This is a genomic window from Nitrosomonas communis (genome assembly GCF_900114745.1).
GTDB lineage: Bacteria > Pseudomonadota > Gammaproteobacteria > Burkholderiales > Nitrosomonadaceae > Nitrosomonas > Nitrosomonas communis_A.
Map to the genome: position 1 here is coordinate 1 of NZ_FOUB01000072.1, position 15,595 is coordinate 15,595.

Here is a 15,595-nt window from a genome sequence, read left to right on the forward strand (position 1 = left end):
ACCTTCATCATTTTAGTCAAGTAGTTTTTCCATATTTATAGCATGGGATTTCAGAAAAAATTAAATTCTATTACTACTTCAATAGTTTGAGTAAAGGATAGATCATCCTTCCTGAATTTAAAATTCATTCTTTTGAATTCTTTTTGAACACAATTCGACAAAACTAATCTCCTAATTTTGAAATTATGTAAAATCATTTAGAATATGAAATACTCCTTGCGAACTTTAATCACCTGCAGGCACTCTTTATATACAATATATATACAATAAATTTAACAAGGTAACTTAGAAGCTATAGACTGCATCTGTTGCATTAAATATTGAAAATAATAAAAAAATAATCTCTTACTTATCATGTTCATATGAAGCAGTGACATCATTATTACTGCACTCATTAATCCAGAATTCTAAAACTAGCGATAAAAGAGAAGCACAGAATTATTGTTTTTATTTACTAAAGTATGAATGATAGGGAATCATTGCTTTCACTTAATGATAAAATTACTGCGGCTGTTACTCTTTTAAAAGCTGGTAAAAATGTAGCCTTTCCTACAGAGACTGTTTATGGACTCGGAGCAGATATCAGCAATGTTTCAGCGATAAATCGAATTTATGAAATAAAAGGACGACCTCTCAACCATCCTCTTATAGTTCATTTCGCAGAAGCAAATCTATTAGAATATTGGGCAACTGAGATACCGGATTCAGCCTGGTTATTAGCCGAGTATTTCTGGCCAGGGCCTCTTACCCTAATCCTGCCCAGAAGCTCACATGTACCGCTTAATGTAACGGGCGGTCAAAATACTGTTGGCTTACGCATTCCCGATCATCCAATTGCACTTGCTCTACTAAGAGCACTTGGTGCTAATAAAGCGCTTGCCGCACCTTCAGCAAATCGCTTTGGTAGATTAAGCCCCACTTCGGCAAATCACGTATATGAAGAATTTGGCAATGAAGTGAGTATGATTTTGGACGGAGGCCCTTGTAATGTTGGCTTGGAAAGCACCATTATTAGCTTTTATAATTCAGCAGCCATTCTTTTGCGGCCCGGCGGTATTCCTGTAGAATCACTTGAAGACATACTAAAACAAAAAATTGAATTGAAAGGGAATCCAAATACAACTTTACGGGCTCCAGGTGGTCTATCCTCTCATTACGCTCCCGTAACGGCTCTCGAAGTTTGGCCTACCGAATCCATTCCAAAACGCGCACAGCAATTGAACAAAAATGGGTTAAGAACTGCTCTAATTGCATGGTCTGGCTCCGATCATCTTTCCCAAGTTACAAATGAAAATACTCATCTTTTTTTAATGCCGGCTGATCCGATCGGATATGGCCATCAATTATATGCCACACTTCGTCAACTAGATCAAGAAGATTTTTTTTGTATGTTAGTAGAAGCTCCTCCTCTAGACCCAGCATGGCTAGCAATTTCTGATCGTCTGCAACGTGCTAGCTATAAGACATCAATTCATCTATGAAAAAAAATAATATCCCGCTTTCTGCAGTGCTATTTGATGTTGACGGCACTCTTGCCGAAACTGAACGAGACGGACATCGCCCTGCTTTTAACGCTGCGTTTAAAGAGTTTGGACTTGATTGGTATTGGGATACTGAACTATATGGTAAATTACTCAGAATTACCGGCGGTAAAGAACGTATCCGCTATTACATCGAAAAATACGCGCCTGACATATTAAGCAAGCGTGATTTGTCTAGTTGGATCGCTGAATTACATAAAACTAAAACCAAATATTTTCTTGATTTATTAGCAAAAGGGAATATTCCTCTGCGCCCTGGTATAGCACGACTAATTCATGAATTGCGTGAAAAAGAAATAAAAATAGGAATTGCGACAACCACAACATTAGAAAATGTAACCTCTCTATTAAAATATACATTGGGGGAAGAATCTCTTAATTGGTTTGATGTTATTGGTGCCGGAGATATCGTTGCCCACAAAAAACCTGCTCCAGATATTTATTACTGGACACTCCAAAAACTTGGACTACCACCTCAACAATGTATCGCAATTGAGGATTCAGAAAATGGATTACAATCCTCTCATGCGGCAGGAGTTAAAACTATCATCACAATAAGTGAATATACATATTCACAAAATTTCAATGGTGCAGCAATGATTTTAACTGATCTGGGAGAACCGGGCAAATTGCCTTCTATTATCTCAGACGATATTGCTAACCTCAATAACAGATGGATTGACGTCTCGACTTTGATCACTTTATTAGCATCTAATGATCGGCGAGCTTTATAGTTTTAGCAAGATAATAATTCAGCTAATACAGTTTCTTAATCTCAAAAACGCTATAAGATTCTTCAAAAAGAAGATAGACTTTATCTTTGGCAAAAGCATTCTCTTTGTAATCTTAATCCATACATAGTTAGAGTCTACTCAAAAAGTATTTCTTGTAATTTCGTTTAAAATTTATTATTTATAATCTAGTGTTTTCTAAAGAATATTATTAATAACAGTATGCGGTTTAATAAAAATTGATCGAACTTAGGTGAGCTTGAGCTCAAATCAAGTGCAAGGGTTTCTGCACAATTTATTCAAAAACCTTATACTTAAAAATTGATTTTTACGATGTTCTCACGTAAAAACAATTCGTTATACTTTCTGAGCAAGCTCTAGTTAATAGAAGAATAGAGATTGCGCTCTGCTCAGCCAGTCCATTTGTTTAAATCCAAAATTCCCCATTAGAACCAATAACTTCAATAGAATAAATTAGATATTATAACGTGAGTTCGACACAAAAATCACAACACCACGGCTGGAAGAGCTTGAGGGAGTCTGATATTAAGCGAGCTTTTTTCTCACGGAACGTGTAATTCCATTTCTAAATCAAAACTGACTTTGTCGGCTTCACCTTGCCGTATTATTTATACTGTCTGCGGCTTGCCTTCATGTCATTTTTGATTTAGAAATGGAATAAGCCACTAGCCCAGCCATCAGATCAACAAAGAAGTTAAATGAGCTGCGATGGCGGGAATGCTCGATTTGCGAGATAGTCTTCAATGGGTTATTGACGGTCTCAATGATCGAGCGTTTACGTAACAGGAGCTTATCAAACACTCGCAACAGCTTGTTTTTCATCTTCTTACGCACCCTTGGTAACGAGTTGCACGCCCTGCTCTGGGAGTTGCTCAAAGAGCGGCTGCGAGAGTTAACCCGATCACCAAAGAAGTTTCCCAAACAAAGAGTATTATGCCAACTCCGGTAGGGAATCACGGTCGTCGACATTGCCCGCCGTGATTTTCACTCCCAGCAATTCTCCCTGATTATTGATGACCAGGTGCAGTTTGAACCCATAAAACCAACCCACACTGGTCTTTCCACGGGCAGCAAACTCTGCCATCACTTTATGCTACCCAATGTGGCGGATGTGACATACGCTGATCTTGGTCGAATCAATGAAGCTGATTCCATTGTATTTTCCAAAGCGGCTAGTCAGAAAGTAGCACAAGGACGCCAGGTTACCTTGCAATAGCTCAACAAAACGATAGTAGCCGACTCAACTTTGGAAAATAGCACCGCTGATGCCTCAACACCTCACCCAAGTAATAGTGCTTAAATGTCCGGTAACCCGACAGATGAAACCCCACAATGATTGTCATGACTTCACTTAGACACAGCTTCCCTGGTCACCGACACCGTTTCAGCGATAACTCCCGACAAGCGCTGATCCCAGCACGGCTCAAACTCTTTACAAAAGTCATCACTCGCACAAAAAATCGCTATAGTATTCATCGGAACCTCACTCCTCTTGTGATGAAACCTTTTTTCAAGACTGCTTCATCATAAAGAATTCAGATTCCTTTTGCTCCTTCTCTTATCCCGAACTCACGTTAATTAGATAGAAATTTAAGAGGATCAACAGGCTTACCTCGCTCTCTAATTTCAAAATGAAGTTTCACAGTATCACTATCAGTATTTCCCATTTCTGCTATTTTTTGACCTTTCGTCACAGTTTCACCTTCTCGCACCAGAATCTTGCTATTGTGCCCATAAGCACTAAGGTAAGTATTATTATGCTTAACGATAATTAATTTACCATATCCGCGTAGTCCGCTCCCACTATAGACTACCGTTCCATCCGCAGATGCTAATACTGGCTGACCAGGTTTACCAGAAATACTCACTCCCTTGGTTTTTTCAGTATATCTGCTCAGCAGTTGGCCGTTTGCTGGCCAACTCCACTTAATATTATTACTACGGTTAGCTTCTACCTTTTGAGGACTACTTTTTGGAGTGCTCTCATTTTCAACAATATTCTGAGTTGTTGGAGCCATGGCTATTTTTTGTGTTGCTGGAGTTATTGCTACAGTCTCTGCTTTAGGTTCTGCTTTTTGTGTTAATGAAGCCGTTTCTGCTTTTTGTGTTGTTGAAGCTATTTCTATTTTCTCTGTTGCTGAAGTTATTGCTACGGTCTCTGCCTTAGGTTCTGCTTTCTGTGTTACTGGAGCGATTGCTGCGGTCTCTGCTTTAGCAGGTGGTGAAGTAGGTATACTATTAGAACCTCCTAGCTGAGCCACAGCTGTTTCGGAATAGGGTAATTTGATTCCTTTCGGTTCCGCTATAATCGAACTAGCTGATACCTCCATGTCAGATTGTGAAGCTGATGACGGAAATTGCTTAGTTTTCTCGGAAGATAATATTGGTTGAGAGACTGAATACAGTATCGGCTGCGCCGTAGCCACTTGCTCTGGCATTACTTTTTCCTGTTGAGAAGCCAGCTTTTGCTTAGATGGTACGGACAAATCAATTTCCTGACCAATCTTAAGTGCATTAGGATTTACAATCCCATTCCACTGCGCCAGTTCTTTATAATCAATACCATGTCTGAGTGCTACCCCATAGAGAGTATCTCCTCTTTGAATAATATAGGTTTGCTTAGCATGTGCTTTATCTATTGTCTGATTTAAATTTCTTTGAGACTCAACTACTGGAGCTGGGTATGGTGCAACGCAACCAGTTATTAAAAAATAAGGAAAAGCAAATAATACGCCAGATAAAATAGTAAATAATTTCGATCTTACTATTAAGATAGCCATTGTGATAACTCCATAAATTCCTAAACAGGCGTTTTCCTGATCATAATATCCAGCATCTCTATCATGCTCCTGTTTCGTTTATTTGCTAATGACACCAGATAAAATCGGAACAAACTTCACCTCATCCAATATGGTCTCAATAAAACCCTGAGAAGTATGCTCTATCACACACAAATTCTGCTTTCGACTTCCTTTCGGATAAACTATTCTACCGCCTATCATCAATTGCTCTAGGAGTGATTCTGGCACCTGCGTGGTAACAGCTGTCATCATAATACTGTCAAATGGTGCTACTTCAGGAAAACCAAGTAATCCATCCGCATGTCTCAAATGAACATTACTAATTCTAAGCTCACGCAGAAGGATACGTGTTCGAGTAAGTAGTGGCCCTATACGTTCAATTGAATACACTTCTTGCGCTAGTTGAGCAAGCACTGCAGTCTGATATCCACAGCCAGTACCTATCTCAAGAACCTTACCAAGAGAGGAATTTGCACGAAGAAGCTCGGTCATTCTAGCTACAGTCCACGGACTTGAAATTGTTTGACCAAAATTGATTGGTAATGCCACGTCATCATAAGCTCTAGATGCCAGAGCTTCTTCAACAAAAAGATGACGAGGGATTGCGTTCATTACAGTTAACACCCTTTCATCGGTGATGCCTTGTTCACGTAAACGCTCGACCATTCGCATCCGCGTTCGCTGTGATGTCATGCCAATACCAGAATGACGCATGCTCACAAATCAATCTCCCATCATATTTTTTCTACACAAACAAAGTTAGCATGATAACCCTAACCAATCTTTTAGATATTCTATTTGATCATATCGGGTAAGATCTATTTGCAATGGAGTAACTGATACACGGTTATTTTGAATTGAGAAAAAATCTGTTCCCTCTCCGGCATCTTGCGCTGCACCTGCGGCACCTACCCAATAGACAATATTTCCTCGTGGGTTGTGAGCTTTAATTACCCCTTCAGCCTTGTGACGACGTCCTAAGCGTGTGACATCTAACCCTTGTAATTGCTCTTGTGGAACATCAGGCACATTGATATTTAATAGAATAGGCGCATGGAATTTTTCTTTCATGAACTGTTGTACCATATTCAACGTAACATTTGCTGCCGTTGAAAAATTACCACTAGAAACACTTACGAGAGATACAGCAATTGAGGGTATACCTAGGAGAAATCCCTCAGTAGCAGCAGCAACAGTACCTGAATAAATTGTATCATCTCCCATATTAGCTCCATCATTAATACCAGATATGATCATATCCGGCAAATCATCTAACATACCGGTTACTGCCAGATGCACACAATCTGTCGGAGTGCCATTAACATAATAAAAACCATTATGTGACTTGCGAAAACTCAATGGACGATCGAGCGTTAATGAGTTACTCGCGCCACTACGATCACGCTCCGGAGCTACCACAATTATATCAGCTATGCTTGAAAGGGTTTCAGCTAGACACGCAAGACCTGGCGCAAAATACCCATCATCATTACTGAGCAATATGCGCATTTGAATTAACTTTCTGGAAATTAATGAGAAGCCAAAATACTATATAAATCTTCTCAATATACATAAGAGATTCAAATAAGCTCGCCTACCAAATTCATGCTTAATTATATGAGAAGAGAATACACTACACTATTTATTTAAGTAATTAATTCATCATATGATAATAAATTAAACTGGTCGGGGCGAGAGGATTTGAACCTCCGACCACTTGCACCCCATGCAAGTACGCTACCAGGCTGCGCTACGCCCCGACGATTTAAATTATAGCAAATACAAACTCCAACATTAGAATTACTTACGAAACAAATCAAGAAAGAGGCATTGATCCTGTATCTTTGATCGCATCCTATCTAAGGAATAACATTTCTACCTTTAAATAATATGAAATCTCAGCACATATATCAAAATTTACATATATAGACTGCAAATAGTGATGTGCCATTTATAGTAAAATCGAGGTTCATAATATAATTCAGATGTCGAATAAGTTATACTTTTCCTGATACTGGATAACAGATAAATCAATTTCCTCACCACTTAATTGAGCCATGCTGTTAACAGTCCCGTTATTGAAATATAGTATAAGATTTAACTCCACCAATTAATTTGCTTACTTCTCCAAGCTGTAAAACAATCTTTTGTTGGTATCGGAGAAAAAAATACTATTTAGTTTCATTTTTTCCATGATAGTTTTTCTCTACCATTGACTTAAGTTTTTGGCTGGCATGAAAAGTAACTACACGACGTGCTGAAATGGGAATTTCTTCACCTGTTTTGGGATTGCGTCCAGGGCGTTGAGGTTTAGTACGTAGTTGAAAATTACCAAAACCAGAAAGCTTAACCCCTTCCCCTTTTTGAAGAGCTAAGCGTAATTCCTCATAAAAAGATTCCACTACTTCTTTAGCTTCCCGCTTATTGAGTCCTACATTTTCAAACAACAGATCAGTCAATTCTGCTTTTGTTAACGCCATGTTTACCCCACCTATATGAACAAATTTTAGCTCGTACACAAAAATAAGATTCTATGAAACTCATAGATAAAATTTATTATAAAAATAATATGTTAGCTACGTGATCCAAGTGCTTTATTTTTAAAATTATCGTATCAAAGACTTTTCACACTTGAGAAATGGATATAAATATATTGAATTAATAAAAAATCCATGCAGGGAAGACATTAGAACGCCCTTTAACAATTAAATCAATAAGATATGTATTTCACAATCTTACTTAAGATAAGATTATCCGCGTAGCTTAGCATTATATTTTGATTCTAATACGTTAATCAATTTTGTAATTGCTTCATCTACTTCCTTGTCAACTAAGGTTTTTTCCGTATCCTGTAACAGAATACGGAAAGCCAAACTCTTCTTGCCTGGTTCCATTCCTTTTCCACTATAAATATCAAATAAGTGAACTTCAGAAATAATGGCGGCTTTCTCTGCATTCATACTGTCTAATAACTCCTGAGCACTTATATGATTAGCTACTACGATAGCGACATCACGTCGTACAGGGGGAAACTTGGAAAATTTCTTAACTTTCGGCAATGTTCTCGTAGATAAAGAATCAGTATGTAATTCAAATAATATTGCAGATCTGGGCAAATCATATTTTCTCTGCAAGCGCGGATGCAACTCCCCTAACCATCCTGCAATTTCATTGTCCCTGTAAACTTGAGCAGATTTTCCTGGGTGTAAAGCTGGATGGATGAATTTTTCAAATCTTATCTGTTCCGGCCAGAATAGAGACTCTAAATCCATCTTGACATCAAAAAAATCTATATTTCTAGCAGGTTGTCCCCATTGCTCTGGCACTGCATTACCATAACAAAGACCAGCAATATTCTCAGTTTGCTGATAATTACCTTGATTATTCATAAAACAGCAACCCACTTCAAATATTCGAACTCTTGTTTGCTTACGATTCAGATTAAATTGCAAATTGGTAATTAGTCCACCTATTAAACTACTACGCATCACACTCATCTGACTAGCAATAGGATTTTTCAATACAACTGGTGAAGCATTATTCGCAAAATCTAATTCCCAATTGGCATCGACAAATGCGTAATTAATTACCTCCTGATAATCTCGGAATATTAAAATTTGCTTTAATCGGCTAGGAGAAAGGTTAATTACTTCAGATTCTGGAAGCATTGACATCTCTTCACGTGGTAAACTCACAGGGATATGATCATACCCATATATGCGTGCTACTTCTTCAATAAAATCTTCTTCTATCGCTAAATCAAAACGATAAGATGGCGGGATAACATGAAACACATCATCATCAACGGAAAAATTAAATCTCAAGCGTTTAAAAATTTCTGAAATTTGTCCGCTTTCCATATCAATTCCCAGCAACTGTTTTATACGCTCCAGACGAACCTTAACAACGTCACGGTTTGGTAACAAATTTTTAACCTCAGTTATAGGACCAGCTTTACCGCCACATATACTCAGAATTAAATTAGTAGCTCGCTCCAAGGCGTCTCGAGTTGCAGCAAAATCTACGCCTCTTTCAAACCGATGTGCAGAATCTGAACTGAATCCTAAGTGAAATGATTTGCCGCTTATCACTTCGGGAGAAAAAAATGCACTTTCTAAAAATAAATCCGTTGTTCCCAGTTGGACGCCACTTTGAATTCCACCCATAATTCCTGCTAATGCCAAAGGTTCATTCTCATCCGCAATGACAAGCATATCCGGCTGCAGCTCGATTTTTTGTCCATTTAGCAATTTTAGATGCTCACTTTTTTTTGCATAACGCACCCAAATTTTTCCTGCTTGCCCACCTTCAATTTTTGCCAAATCAAATGCATGCATGGGTTGACCCATTTCCAGCATTATATAATTAAGAATATCTACTATTACATTAATCGCACGTATTCCGCCTCGCTCCAAACGTTGAGTCATCCAAGAAGGCGTCGCTACAGCAAGAGATACTTCATGCATCACTCTTCCATAATAAAGTGGGCATGCCTCAGGCTTTTCTACATACACTGATAGAGTATTATTGATTTCGCTCTTAACTGATTCAATTTCTGGAGGAACAAAATCTGTGGCAGTAATTGCTGCCACCTCTCGCGCCACACCTAATATCCCAAGGCAATCTGCTCGATTAGGTGTAAGCTTAAGCGTAAAAATTTGATCATCCAATGCATAAAATTCCCTAAAATTCATGCCATTTGGTGCATCCTTAGGTAGCAAAAGTAAACCTTCTGCTTTTTCAGTTAATCCTAGTTCTTTTGCAGAACACAACATACCAAAAGATTCCACACCACGTAATTTACTTTGTTTGATTACAATATCTGACAAATGAGCGCCTATTAAGGCACATGGTACTTTCACTCCAACCTCAACATTGGGCGCACCGCATACGACTTGTATGAGTTTATTGTCGGCTGTTCCAGTATCAACTTGGCACACATTAAGTCGATCTGCATCAGGATGCTTTTGTATAGATACTACTTCAGCCACAACCACGTTATCGAAAGGTGGCGCTACTGCTTCCATACTTTCCACCTCTAGTCCAGCCATAGTTAGAACTTGCGCCAACTCATTACTCGAATAGGGTGGGTTTACAAGCGTACGAAGCCAATTCTCTGAAAATCTCATGACAATAGTTTACTAATAAGGGGGGTTTTAACGAGAAAATTTATTTTTTTAATTAAATTGCTCTAGAAAACGTAAATCATTATCAAAAAATAGCCGCAAATCATTTACGCCGTATCGTAGCATTGCTAACCTTTCTACTCCTAAACCAAAGGCCAATGCGGTATATTTTTCAGTATCTATCCCCCCATGCTTCAAAACATTCGGATGTACCATGCCACAACCGAGTACCTCTAACCAACCTGTATTACCACATACTCTACAGCCTTTTCCATCACATATGACACAACCAATGTCCATTTCTGCAGAGGGTTCTGTGAATGGGAAGAACGAAGGCCGAAAGCGTATCGGTAAATCATCACGCTCGAAAAATTTTTGCATAAAATCTATCAATACGCCTTTCAAAGCTGAGAAATTCACGTTCTCGTCCACCCATAGTCCTTCTACCTGATGAAACATGGGGGTATGCGTTACATCAGAATCACAGCGATAAACTCGCCCTGGTGCAATAGCTTTTAGAGGGGGCTGATGATTTTTCATATAACGGATTTGCACTGGCGAGGTATGGGTACGCAATAAATTCATACCGTCCACATAAAAAGTATCGTGCATTGCACGAGCTGGATGATTTTCTGGAATATTAAGCGCAGTAAAATTATAAAAATCAGTCTCAATTTCTGGGCCAGATGCGACAGCAAAGCCAATTGAGTGAAATAGAGACTCAATACGCAACAAGACTCGCGACACTGGATGTAAACTCCCCACAACTAATCCGCGTCCTGGCAACGTCACATCTAATGTTTCTCCTTCTAGTTGCGCTATCATATCCTTTTCTTCAATAATTTTTTTGCGTAGCGCTAGCGCTTCATCTAATGATTTTTTAGCTTGGTTAATCAAATTGCCCATGACAGGACGATCTGCTTGTGGCAACTCTCCTAGCCCTCGAAGTAATTTAGTGAGCTCTCCGTCCTTCCCCAGATAGCGAACCTTTATGTGCTCGAGTTCAGTTGCGTTCTCTGATCTATCTATAAGAATTACTGCTTCATTTACAAGATTTTCAAGGTTTTTCATAAAACGTAATACATAAAATCATGCAAGAAAAAGGGAGATCAAGTTCCTTATCCCTTGATCTCCCTTAACTTATTATTTTCAAATAAATTATGATGCCAGGTTTATTTTGGCCCTTTCTACTATCTTCTCAAAAGCAGCTTTATCAAATACAGCAAGATCTGCCAGCACTTTTCTATCCAGCTCGATACCAGCCTTTTTTATACCATTCATAAAATTACTATATGATAGCCCATGCTCACGTGCTGCTGCATTAATACGAGCAATCCATAAAACACGAAATTGGCGTTTTCGTTGACGGCGATCGCGGTATGCATATTGACCCGCTTTCATTACCGCTTCTTTGGCTATTCTATAAACATTTTTACGTCGGCCTCGATATCCCTTAGCCAGTTTAAGTATTTTTTTATGGCGCGCATGAGCTGTTACACCACGTTTCACTCTTGGCATCGCAAACCTCCTTATGCGTAAGGTAACATAGCACGCACAGATGCTATATCCCTTGGATGAACACCAGCAGTTCCACGCAATTGTCTTTTGTTTTTAGTCGTTTTCTTGGTTAGAATATGCCGTTTGAATGCTTGGGATCGTTTAATGGTGCCACCAGCTCGCACTTTAAAGCGCTTAGCGGCACTTTTCTTGGTCTTCATTTTAGGCATAGCTTAACTCCTCTATTTTATTTATATGATTCAAGGTGTTTCTATTCATTAGAAAACTTTGGAACCTATAATCACTTATTTTTATCAATACTCCAAATTAATATACTAATCCAATTACATAATTTAATGATTAGCATGCTCACATAGATATTACTGCTGTTGAAACTTTATTCTTTTATATTAATCTCGTCGATTTACTTCTTTTCTTTTTTTACTTCTTTCTTTTTGGGTGATAATACCATTACCATTTGCCTGCCCTCTAACCTGGGAAATTGTTCTACTACAGCATGTTGCTGAAGATCATCTTTTACTCGTTCCAAAAGACGAATACCAAACTCTTGGTGTGCCATTTCCCGACCTCTAAATCTTAGAGTAACTTTAACTTTATCACCCTCATTCAGGAAATTAATCAAATTACGTAATTTGATGTTGTAGTCACCCTCATCAGTATTTGGCCGAAATTTAATTTCTTTGATTTGGATCTGCTTTTGTTTGAGCTTTGCTTCATGTCTCTTTTTACTTTCTTGATAGCAAAATTTCCCATAATCCATCAAACGGCATACTGGTGGCTGAGCTCCCGGTGCGATTTCAACTAAATCCACGCCTTTCTCTTCTGCTAAAACATTTGCAATAGAAAGGGTAACAACACCAATTTGCTCTCCATCTAAACCGATTAACCGTACTTCCGGGGCATTAATTTCCTCATTTATACGTACATGTTTTTCCTGGCTTATGGCAATTCCTCCAAGCTATATAAGAATTTATTAATTTATCTTTTCTGAGATTTCTACTTTTAGACGATCAATCAATGCCTGTAGAGACATCTGACCTAAATCAATATTTGATCTCCCACGTACGGAAACCATATTATCCCTTACTTCAGTATCACCCACAATGATTTGATAAGGTAATTTCTGTAAACTATGCTCCCGAATTTTATAGTTTATTTTTTCATTTCTCAAGTCCGAATCTGCGCGAATATCATGATGCTTGAGTTCTTTTACTACACTCTGAGCATAATCTATCTGACTCTTTGAAATATTTAGAACGACCGCCTGAACAGGAGAAAGCCAAAGCGGAAGTGCACCTGCATGATTTTCAATAAGAATGCCGATAAATCGCTCTAAGGAACCTAAAATTGCACGGTGCAGCATCACTGGAGTTTTTTTCGAATTATCTTCAGAAACATAAATTGCACCCAGTCTATTTGGCATCGAAAAATCTAATTGCAAAGTGCCGCATTGCCAGAACCGCCCAATGCTATCTTTCAAGGAAAACTCAATTTTAGGGCCATAAAAAGCGCCTTCTCCTGGTTGTAATTCCCAATCAAGCTGTTTCAGATTTAATGCAGAACTTAGCGCCATTTCTGCTTTATCCCACTGTTCTTCTGTCCCCACTCTTTTCTGCGGGCGAGTAGATAGTTTAACTAATACTTCATGAAAACCGAAATCTTTATAGACACGCTGTAACAAATCAATAAATTGTATAACTTCATCCTGCACATGCTCCTCTGCGCAAAAAATATGCGCATCATCTTGAGTAAAGGCTCGAACGCGCATGAGACCGTGTAAAGCCCCGGATGCTTCATTCCGGTGACAAGAACCAAATTCCGCAAGTCGTAGAGGCAAGTCTCTGTAACTTTTGAGACCTTGATTGAATACCTGCACATGTCCAGGGCAATTCATGGGTTTGATAGCGAAATATCGCTCTTCAGCTTCTGTAATAAACATATTTTCACGGAAATTTTCCCAGTGACCCGAGCGCTCCCATAACAGTCTTTCAAGAACCTGCGGGGTACGAATCTCCAAATAGCCATTTTGGTTCAGTATTTGCCGCATATATTGCTCGATCTGTTGCCAAAGAACCCAGCCTTTGGGATGCCAAAAAATCATTCCAGGCGCTTCTTCTTGCATATGAAACAGATCTAATTGTCTACCCAGTTTCCGATGATCACGCTTTTCGGCTTCTTCTAAACGTTGTAAATATGCTTCCTGATCATCTTTTTTTATCCATGCTGTACCATATATCCTTTGCAGCATTTCATTATGAGAATCACCCCTCCAATACGCGCCCGCTACTTTCATTAATTTGAAAACTTTGAGCTTGGATGTAGATGGCACATGCGGTCCACGACATAAATCAGTAAAACCACCTTGTGAATAAAGTGAAATGGTTTGTTCTTCAGGAATCGATTCAATTATTTGAGCTTTATAATGCTCCCCTTGATTCTTGAAAAAATTTATTGCAGCAGAACGATCCCATTCCTTTCGTTCAATTTTTAAATCCCGCTTGCTAATATCTACCATTCTTTTTTCTATTTCATTGAGATCCTCTGGTGTAAATGGGCGTTTATATGAAAAATCATAATAAAAGCCATCCTCTATGACAGGACCAATGGTCACCTGCGCCTCAGGAAACAATTCCTTAACAGCTTGTGCTAACAAATGCGCACACGAATGCCTTATGATCTCTAAACCTTCAGTATTCTTCTCAGTAATAACAGTTAGATTGCTATCTGTTTCGATAAGATAAGACAAATCAACCAATTTATCATTAACTTTTCCTGCTAATGCTGAGCGAGCAAGACCTGTACCTATCAATTCTGCAATTTCTAATACAGTCACTGGACGATTAAATGTCTTTTTTGAACCATCTGGCAAACGTATAACAGTCACTAATTTTTTCCCTCTAGTTAAGTAATTCAAGTAATGTATTTTTACTCTGAGTAAAGTAATAACTACTTAAACCATTCGCTCTATTTTTATGACTTAAATAAAGAAACCCGCGCAGCTCTCATCTCAACGCGGGTTTCACTAGAAACAAAAGGAGCTAAACTTTTAACCTCTCCGGGATCAGACTTAATTAATCATCATCATCATCATCATCGGAGTCTTCTTCGGAAGCATTTTCTTTAGCTTCTTCACTATTTCCCTCTTCTTCGTCGTCTTCATCCTCAACCTCCTCCTCGTCTTCTTCTGGCTTCAACACCATCTTGCCAGCAGCTCGACTTGCATTCAAATCCGTCATCGGAGCTTCTGCATGCACTAGATTCTGATGGCAATCGATACAGGTCGCCCCCTCAGTTTCCATTTTCTTGTGCTCAGCCTGAGCGCTTTCTCCGGGGGGTTGTGGATCTTTATGACAGGTTCTGCAGGTGATGCTATCCCATTTCTTGAGATTCATGCGCGCATCATGCGCCATGATGAGCCGACGCTCATTAAATTTTTCCAGTGTAGAATAGTCATTAACCAGTTCAAGGTAGAGCTCTCGCGCACCATCCACAATATGAGTGGCCACTGCCAAATGGAAGTTCTCAATACCTTGCGGAATATGACAATCCTTGCAGCCAGGATTAACACCTAATGCGCCATAGTGTGAGGATTGCTTCAATTCTTCTTGCGGATAACTCATAGAGTGGCAGCTCGTACAGAATTCTTCTGTGGAAAGCGCTGCTTCCCCTCCGAATACGACGGCCACCAATACTATTCCCAGCAATCCGCCAATCAGCAGGCTGCCAATTGATCCTTTTTGTAGTGCGGTCATTATTCTTTTCCTTTTTTACAGTTTTACTCTTCTTTTCCTTTTTCACCTTCTTTGGCATTGGCCTGGAATTCATCGTGATACTTGAATTTAGGCTCACCCACAAAC

17 protein-coding genes and 1 tRNA gene are annotated in these 15,595 nt (G+C 39.0%); 3 read left to right on the top strand and 15 right to left on the bottom strand.

Annotated features, from left to right (window positions below):
- Nucleotides 1-479 precede the first annotated feature (479 nt).
- On the top strand, nucleotides 480-1,481 hold the full coding sequence (locus tag BM122_RS17435) for an L-threonylcarbamoyladenylate synthase (protein ID WP_256212170.1): 1,002 nt from the start codon (nucleotides 480-482) through the stop codon (nucleotides 1,479-1,481).
- Complete coding sequence (locus tag BM122_RS17440) at nucleotides 1,478-2,275, top strand: HAD family hydrolase (RefSeq protein ID WP_074906842.1); 798 nt, start codon at nucleotides 1,478-1,480, stop codon at nucleotides 2,273-2,275. The genes BM122_RS17435 and BM122_RS17440 overlap by 4 nt, the downstream gene beginning before the upstream one ends.
- Before the next feature lie 648 nt (nucleotides 2,276-2,923).
- On the opposite strand, the gene BM122_RS25420 is transcribed toward BM122_RS17440, so the two are convergent.
- Complete coding sequence (locus BM122_RS25420) at nucleotides 2,924-3,262, bottom strand: transposase (protein WP_256212171.1); 339 nt, start codon at nucleotides 3,260-3,262, stop codon at nucleotides 2,924-2,926.
- Nucleotides 3,225-3,377, bottom strand: a complete 153-nt coding sequence (locus tag BM122_RS25425) for a transposase (RefSeq protein WP_256212172.1) — start codon at nucleotides 3,375-3,377, stop codon at nucleotides 3,225-3,227. Before BM122_RS25425 ends, BM122_RS25420 begins: the two co-directional genes overlap by 38 nt.
- Between BM122_RS25425 and BM122_RS25430 the strand changes: the two genes are divergently transcribed.
- Nucleotides 3,315-3,509, top strand: a complete 195-nt coding sequence (locus tag BM122_RS25430) for a hypothetical protein (RefSeq protein ID WP_256212176.1) — start codon at nucleotides 3,315-3,317, stop codon at nucleotides 3,507-3,509. The two genes, BM122_RS25425 and BM122_RS25430, sit on opposite strands and share 63 nt — an antisense overlap.
- Before the next feature lie 131 nt (nucleotides 3,510-3,640).
- Here the strand turns inward: BM122_RS25430 and BM122_RS25435 are convergent, their stop codons facing one another.
- From BM122_RS25435 to BM122_RS17510, 13 genes are all read right to left on the bottom strand, one after another.
- Nucleotides 3,641-3,769 (bottom strand): hypothetical protein, encoded by a 129-nt coding sequence (locus tag BM122_RS25435; RefSeq protein WP_256212173.1) that lies wholly within the window; start codon nucleotides 3,767-3,769, stop codon nucleotides 3,641-3,643.
- A gap of 98 nt (nucleotides 3,770-3,867) precedes the next feature.
- A complete protein-coding gene (locus BM122_RS21835) occupies nucleotides 3,868-5,073 on the bottom strand; it encodes a peptidoglycan DD-metalloendopeptidase family protein (RefSeq protein WP_083398575.1) in 1,206 nt (401 codons plus the stop codon).
- Between the two features lie 78 nt (nucleotides 5,074-5,151).
- Nucleotides 5,152-5,814, bottom strand: a complete 663-nt coding sequence (locus BM122_RS17460) for a protein-L-isoaspartate(D-aspartate) O-methyltransferase (protein ID WP_074906843.1) — start codon at nucleotides 5,812-5,814, stop codon at nucleotides 5,152-5,154.
- A 39-nt stretch (nucleotides 5,815-5,853) separates the two neighbouring features.
- Nucleotides 5,854-6,603, bottom strand: a complete 750-nt coding sequence (surE, locus tag BM122_RS17465; RefSeq protein ID WP_074906844.1) for a 5'/3'-nucleotidase SurE — start codon at nucleotides 6,601-6,603, stop codon at nucleotides 5,854-5,856.
- A gap of 174 nt (nucleotides 6,604-6,777) precedes the next feature.
- A tRNA-Pro gene (locus BM122_RS17470) sits at nucleotides 6,778-6,854 on the bottom strand.
- Between the two features lie 411 nt (nucleotides 6,855-7,265).
- Nucleotides 7,266-7,574 (bottom strand): integration host factor subunit alpha, encoded by a 309-nt coding sequence (locus tag BM122_RS17475; RefSeq protein WP_074667896.1) that lies wholly within the window; start codon nucleotides 7,572-7,574, stop codon nucleotides 7,266-7,268.
- 270 nt (nucleotides 7,575-7,844) lie between these two features.
- Nucleotides 7,845-10,223 (bottom strand): phenylalanine--tRNA ligase subunit beta, encoded by a 2,379-nt coding sequence (gene pheT, locus BM122_RS17480; protein WP_074906845.1) that lies wholly within the window; start codon nucleotides 10,221-10,223, stop codon nucleotides 7,845-7,847.
- 48 nt (nucleotides 10,224-10,271) lie between these two features.
- Entirely contained in the window at nucleotides 10,272-11,291 is a 1,020-nt protein-coding gene (pheS, locus tag BM122_RS17485; protein ID WP_074906846.1) for a phenylalanine--tRNA ligase subunit alpha, read from the bottom strand.
- Between the two features lie 87 nt (nucleotides 11,292-11,378).
- Nucleotides 11,379-11,738: a 50S ribosomal protein L20 gene (rplT, locus tag BM122_RS17490; RefSeq protein WP_046848846.1), complete on the bottom strand. Its 360-nt coding sequence runs from the start codon at nucleotides 11,736-11,738 to the stop codon at nucleotides 11,379-11,381.
- A gap of 11 nt (nucleotides 11,739-11,749) precedes the next feature.
- Nucleotides 11,750-11,947, bottom strand: a complete 198-nt coding sequence (gene rpmI, locus BM122_RS17495; protein WP_046848847.1) for a 50S ribosomal protein L35 — start codon at nucleotides 11,945-11,947, stop codon at nucleotides 11,750-11,752.
- Nucleotides 11,948-12,141: 194 nt separating this feature from the next.
- The gene (gene infC, locus BM122_RS17500; RefSeq protein ID WP_074906847.1) at nucleotides 12,142-12,687 is read right to left on the bottom strand and encodes a translation initiation factor IF-3; all 546 of its coding nucleotides are present in this window, start codon (nucleotides 12,685-12,687) and stop codon (nucleotides 12,142-12,144) included.
- 24 nt (nucleotides 12,688-12,711) lie between these two features.
- Nucleotides 12,712-14,622: a threonine--tRNA ligase gene (gene thrS, locus BM122_RS17505; protein ID WP_074906848.1), complete on the bottom strand. Its 1,911-nt coding sequence runs from the start codon at nucleotides 14,620-14,622 to the stop codon at nucleotides 12,712-12,714.
- Nucleotides 14,623-14,809: 187 nt separating this feature from the next.
- A complete protein-coding gene (locus BM122_RS17510) occupies nucleotides 14,810-15,490 on the bottom strand; it encodes a NapC/NirT family cytochrome c (protein WP_074906849.1) in 681 nt (226 codons plus the stop codon).
- Between the last annotated feature and the right edge of the window lie 105 nt (nucleotides 15,491-15,595).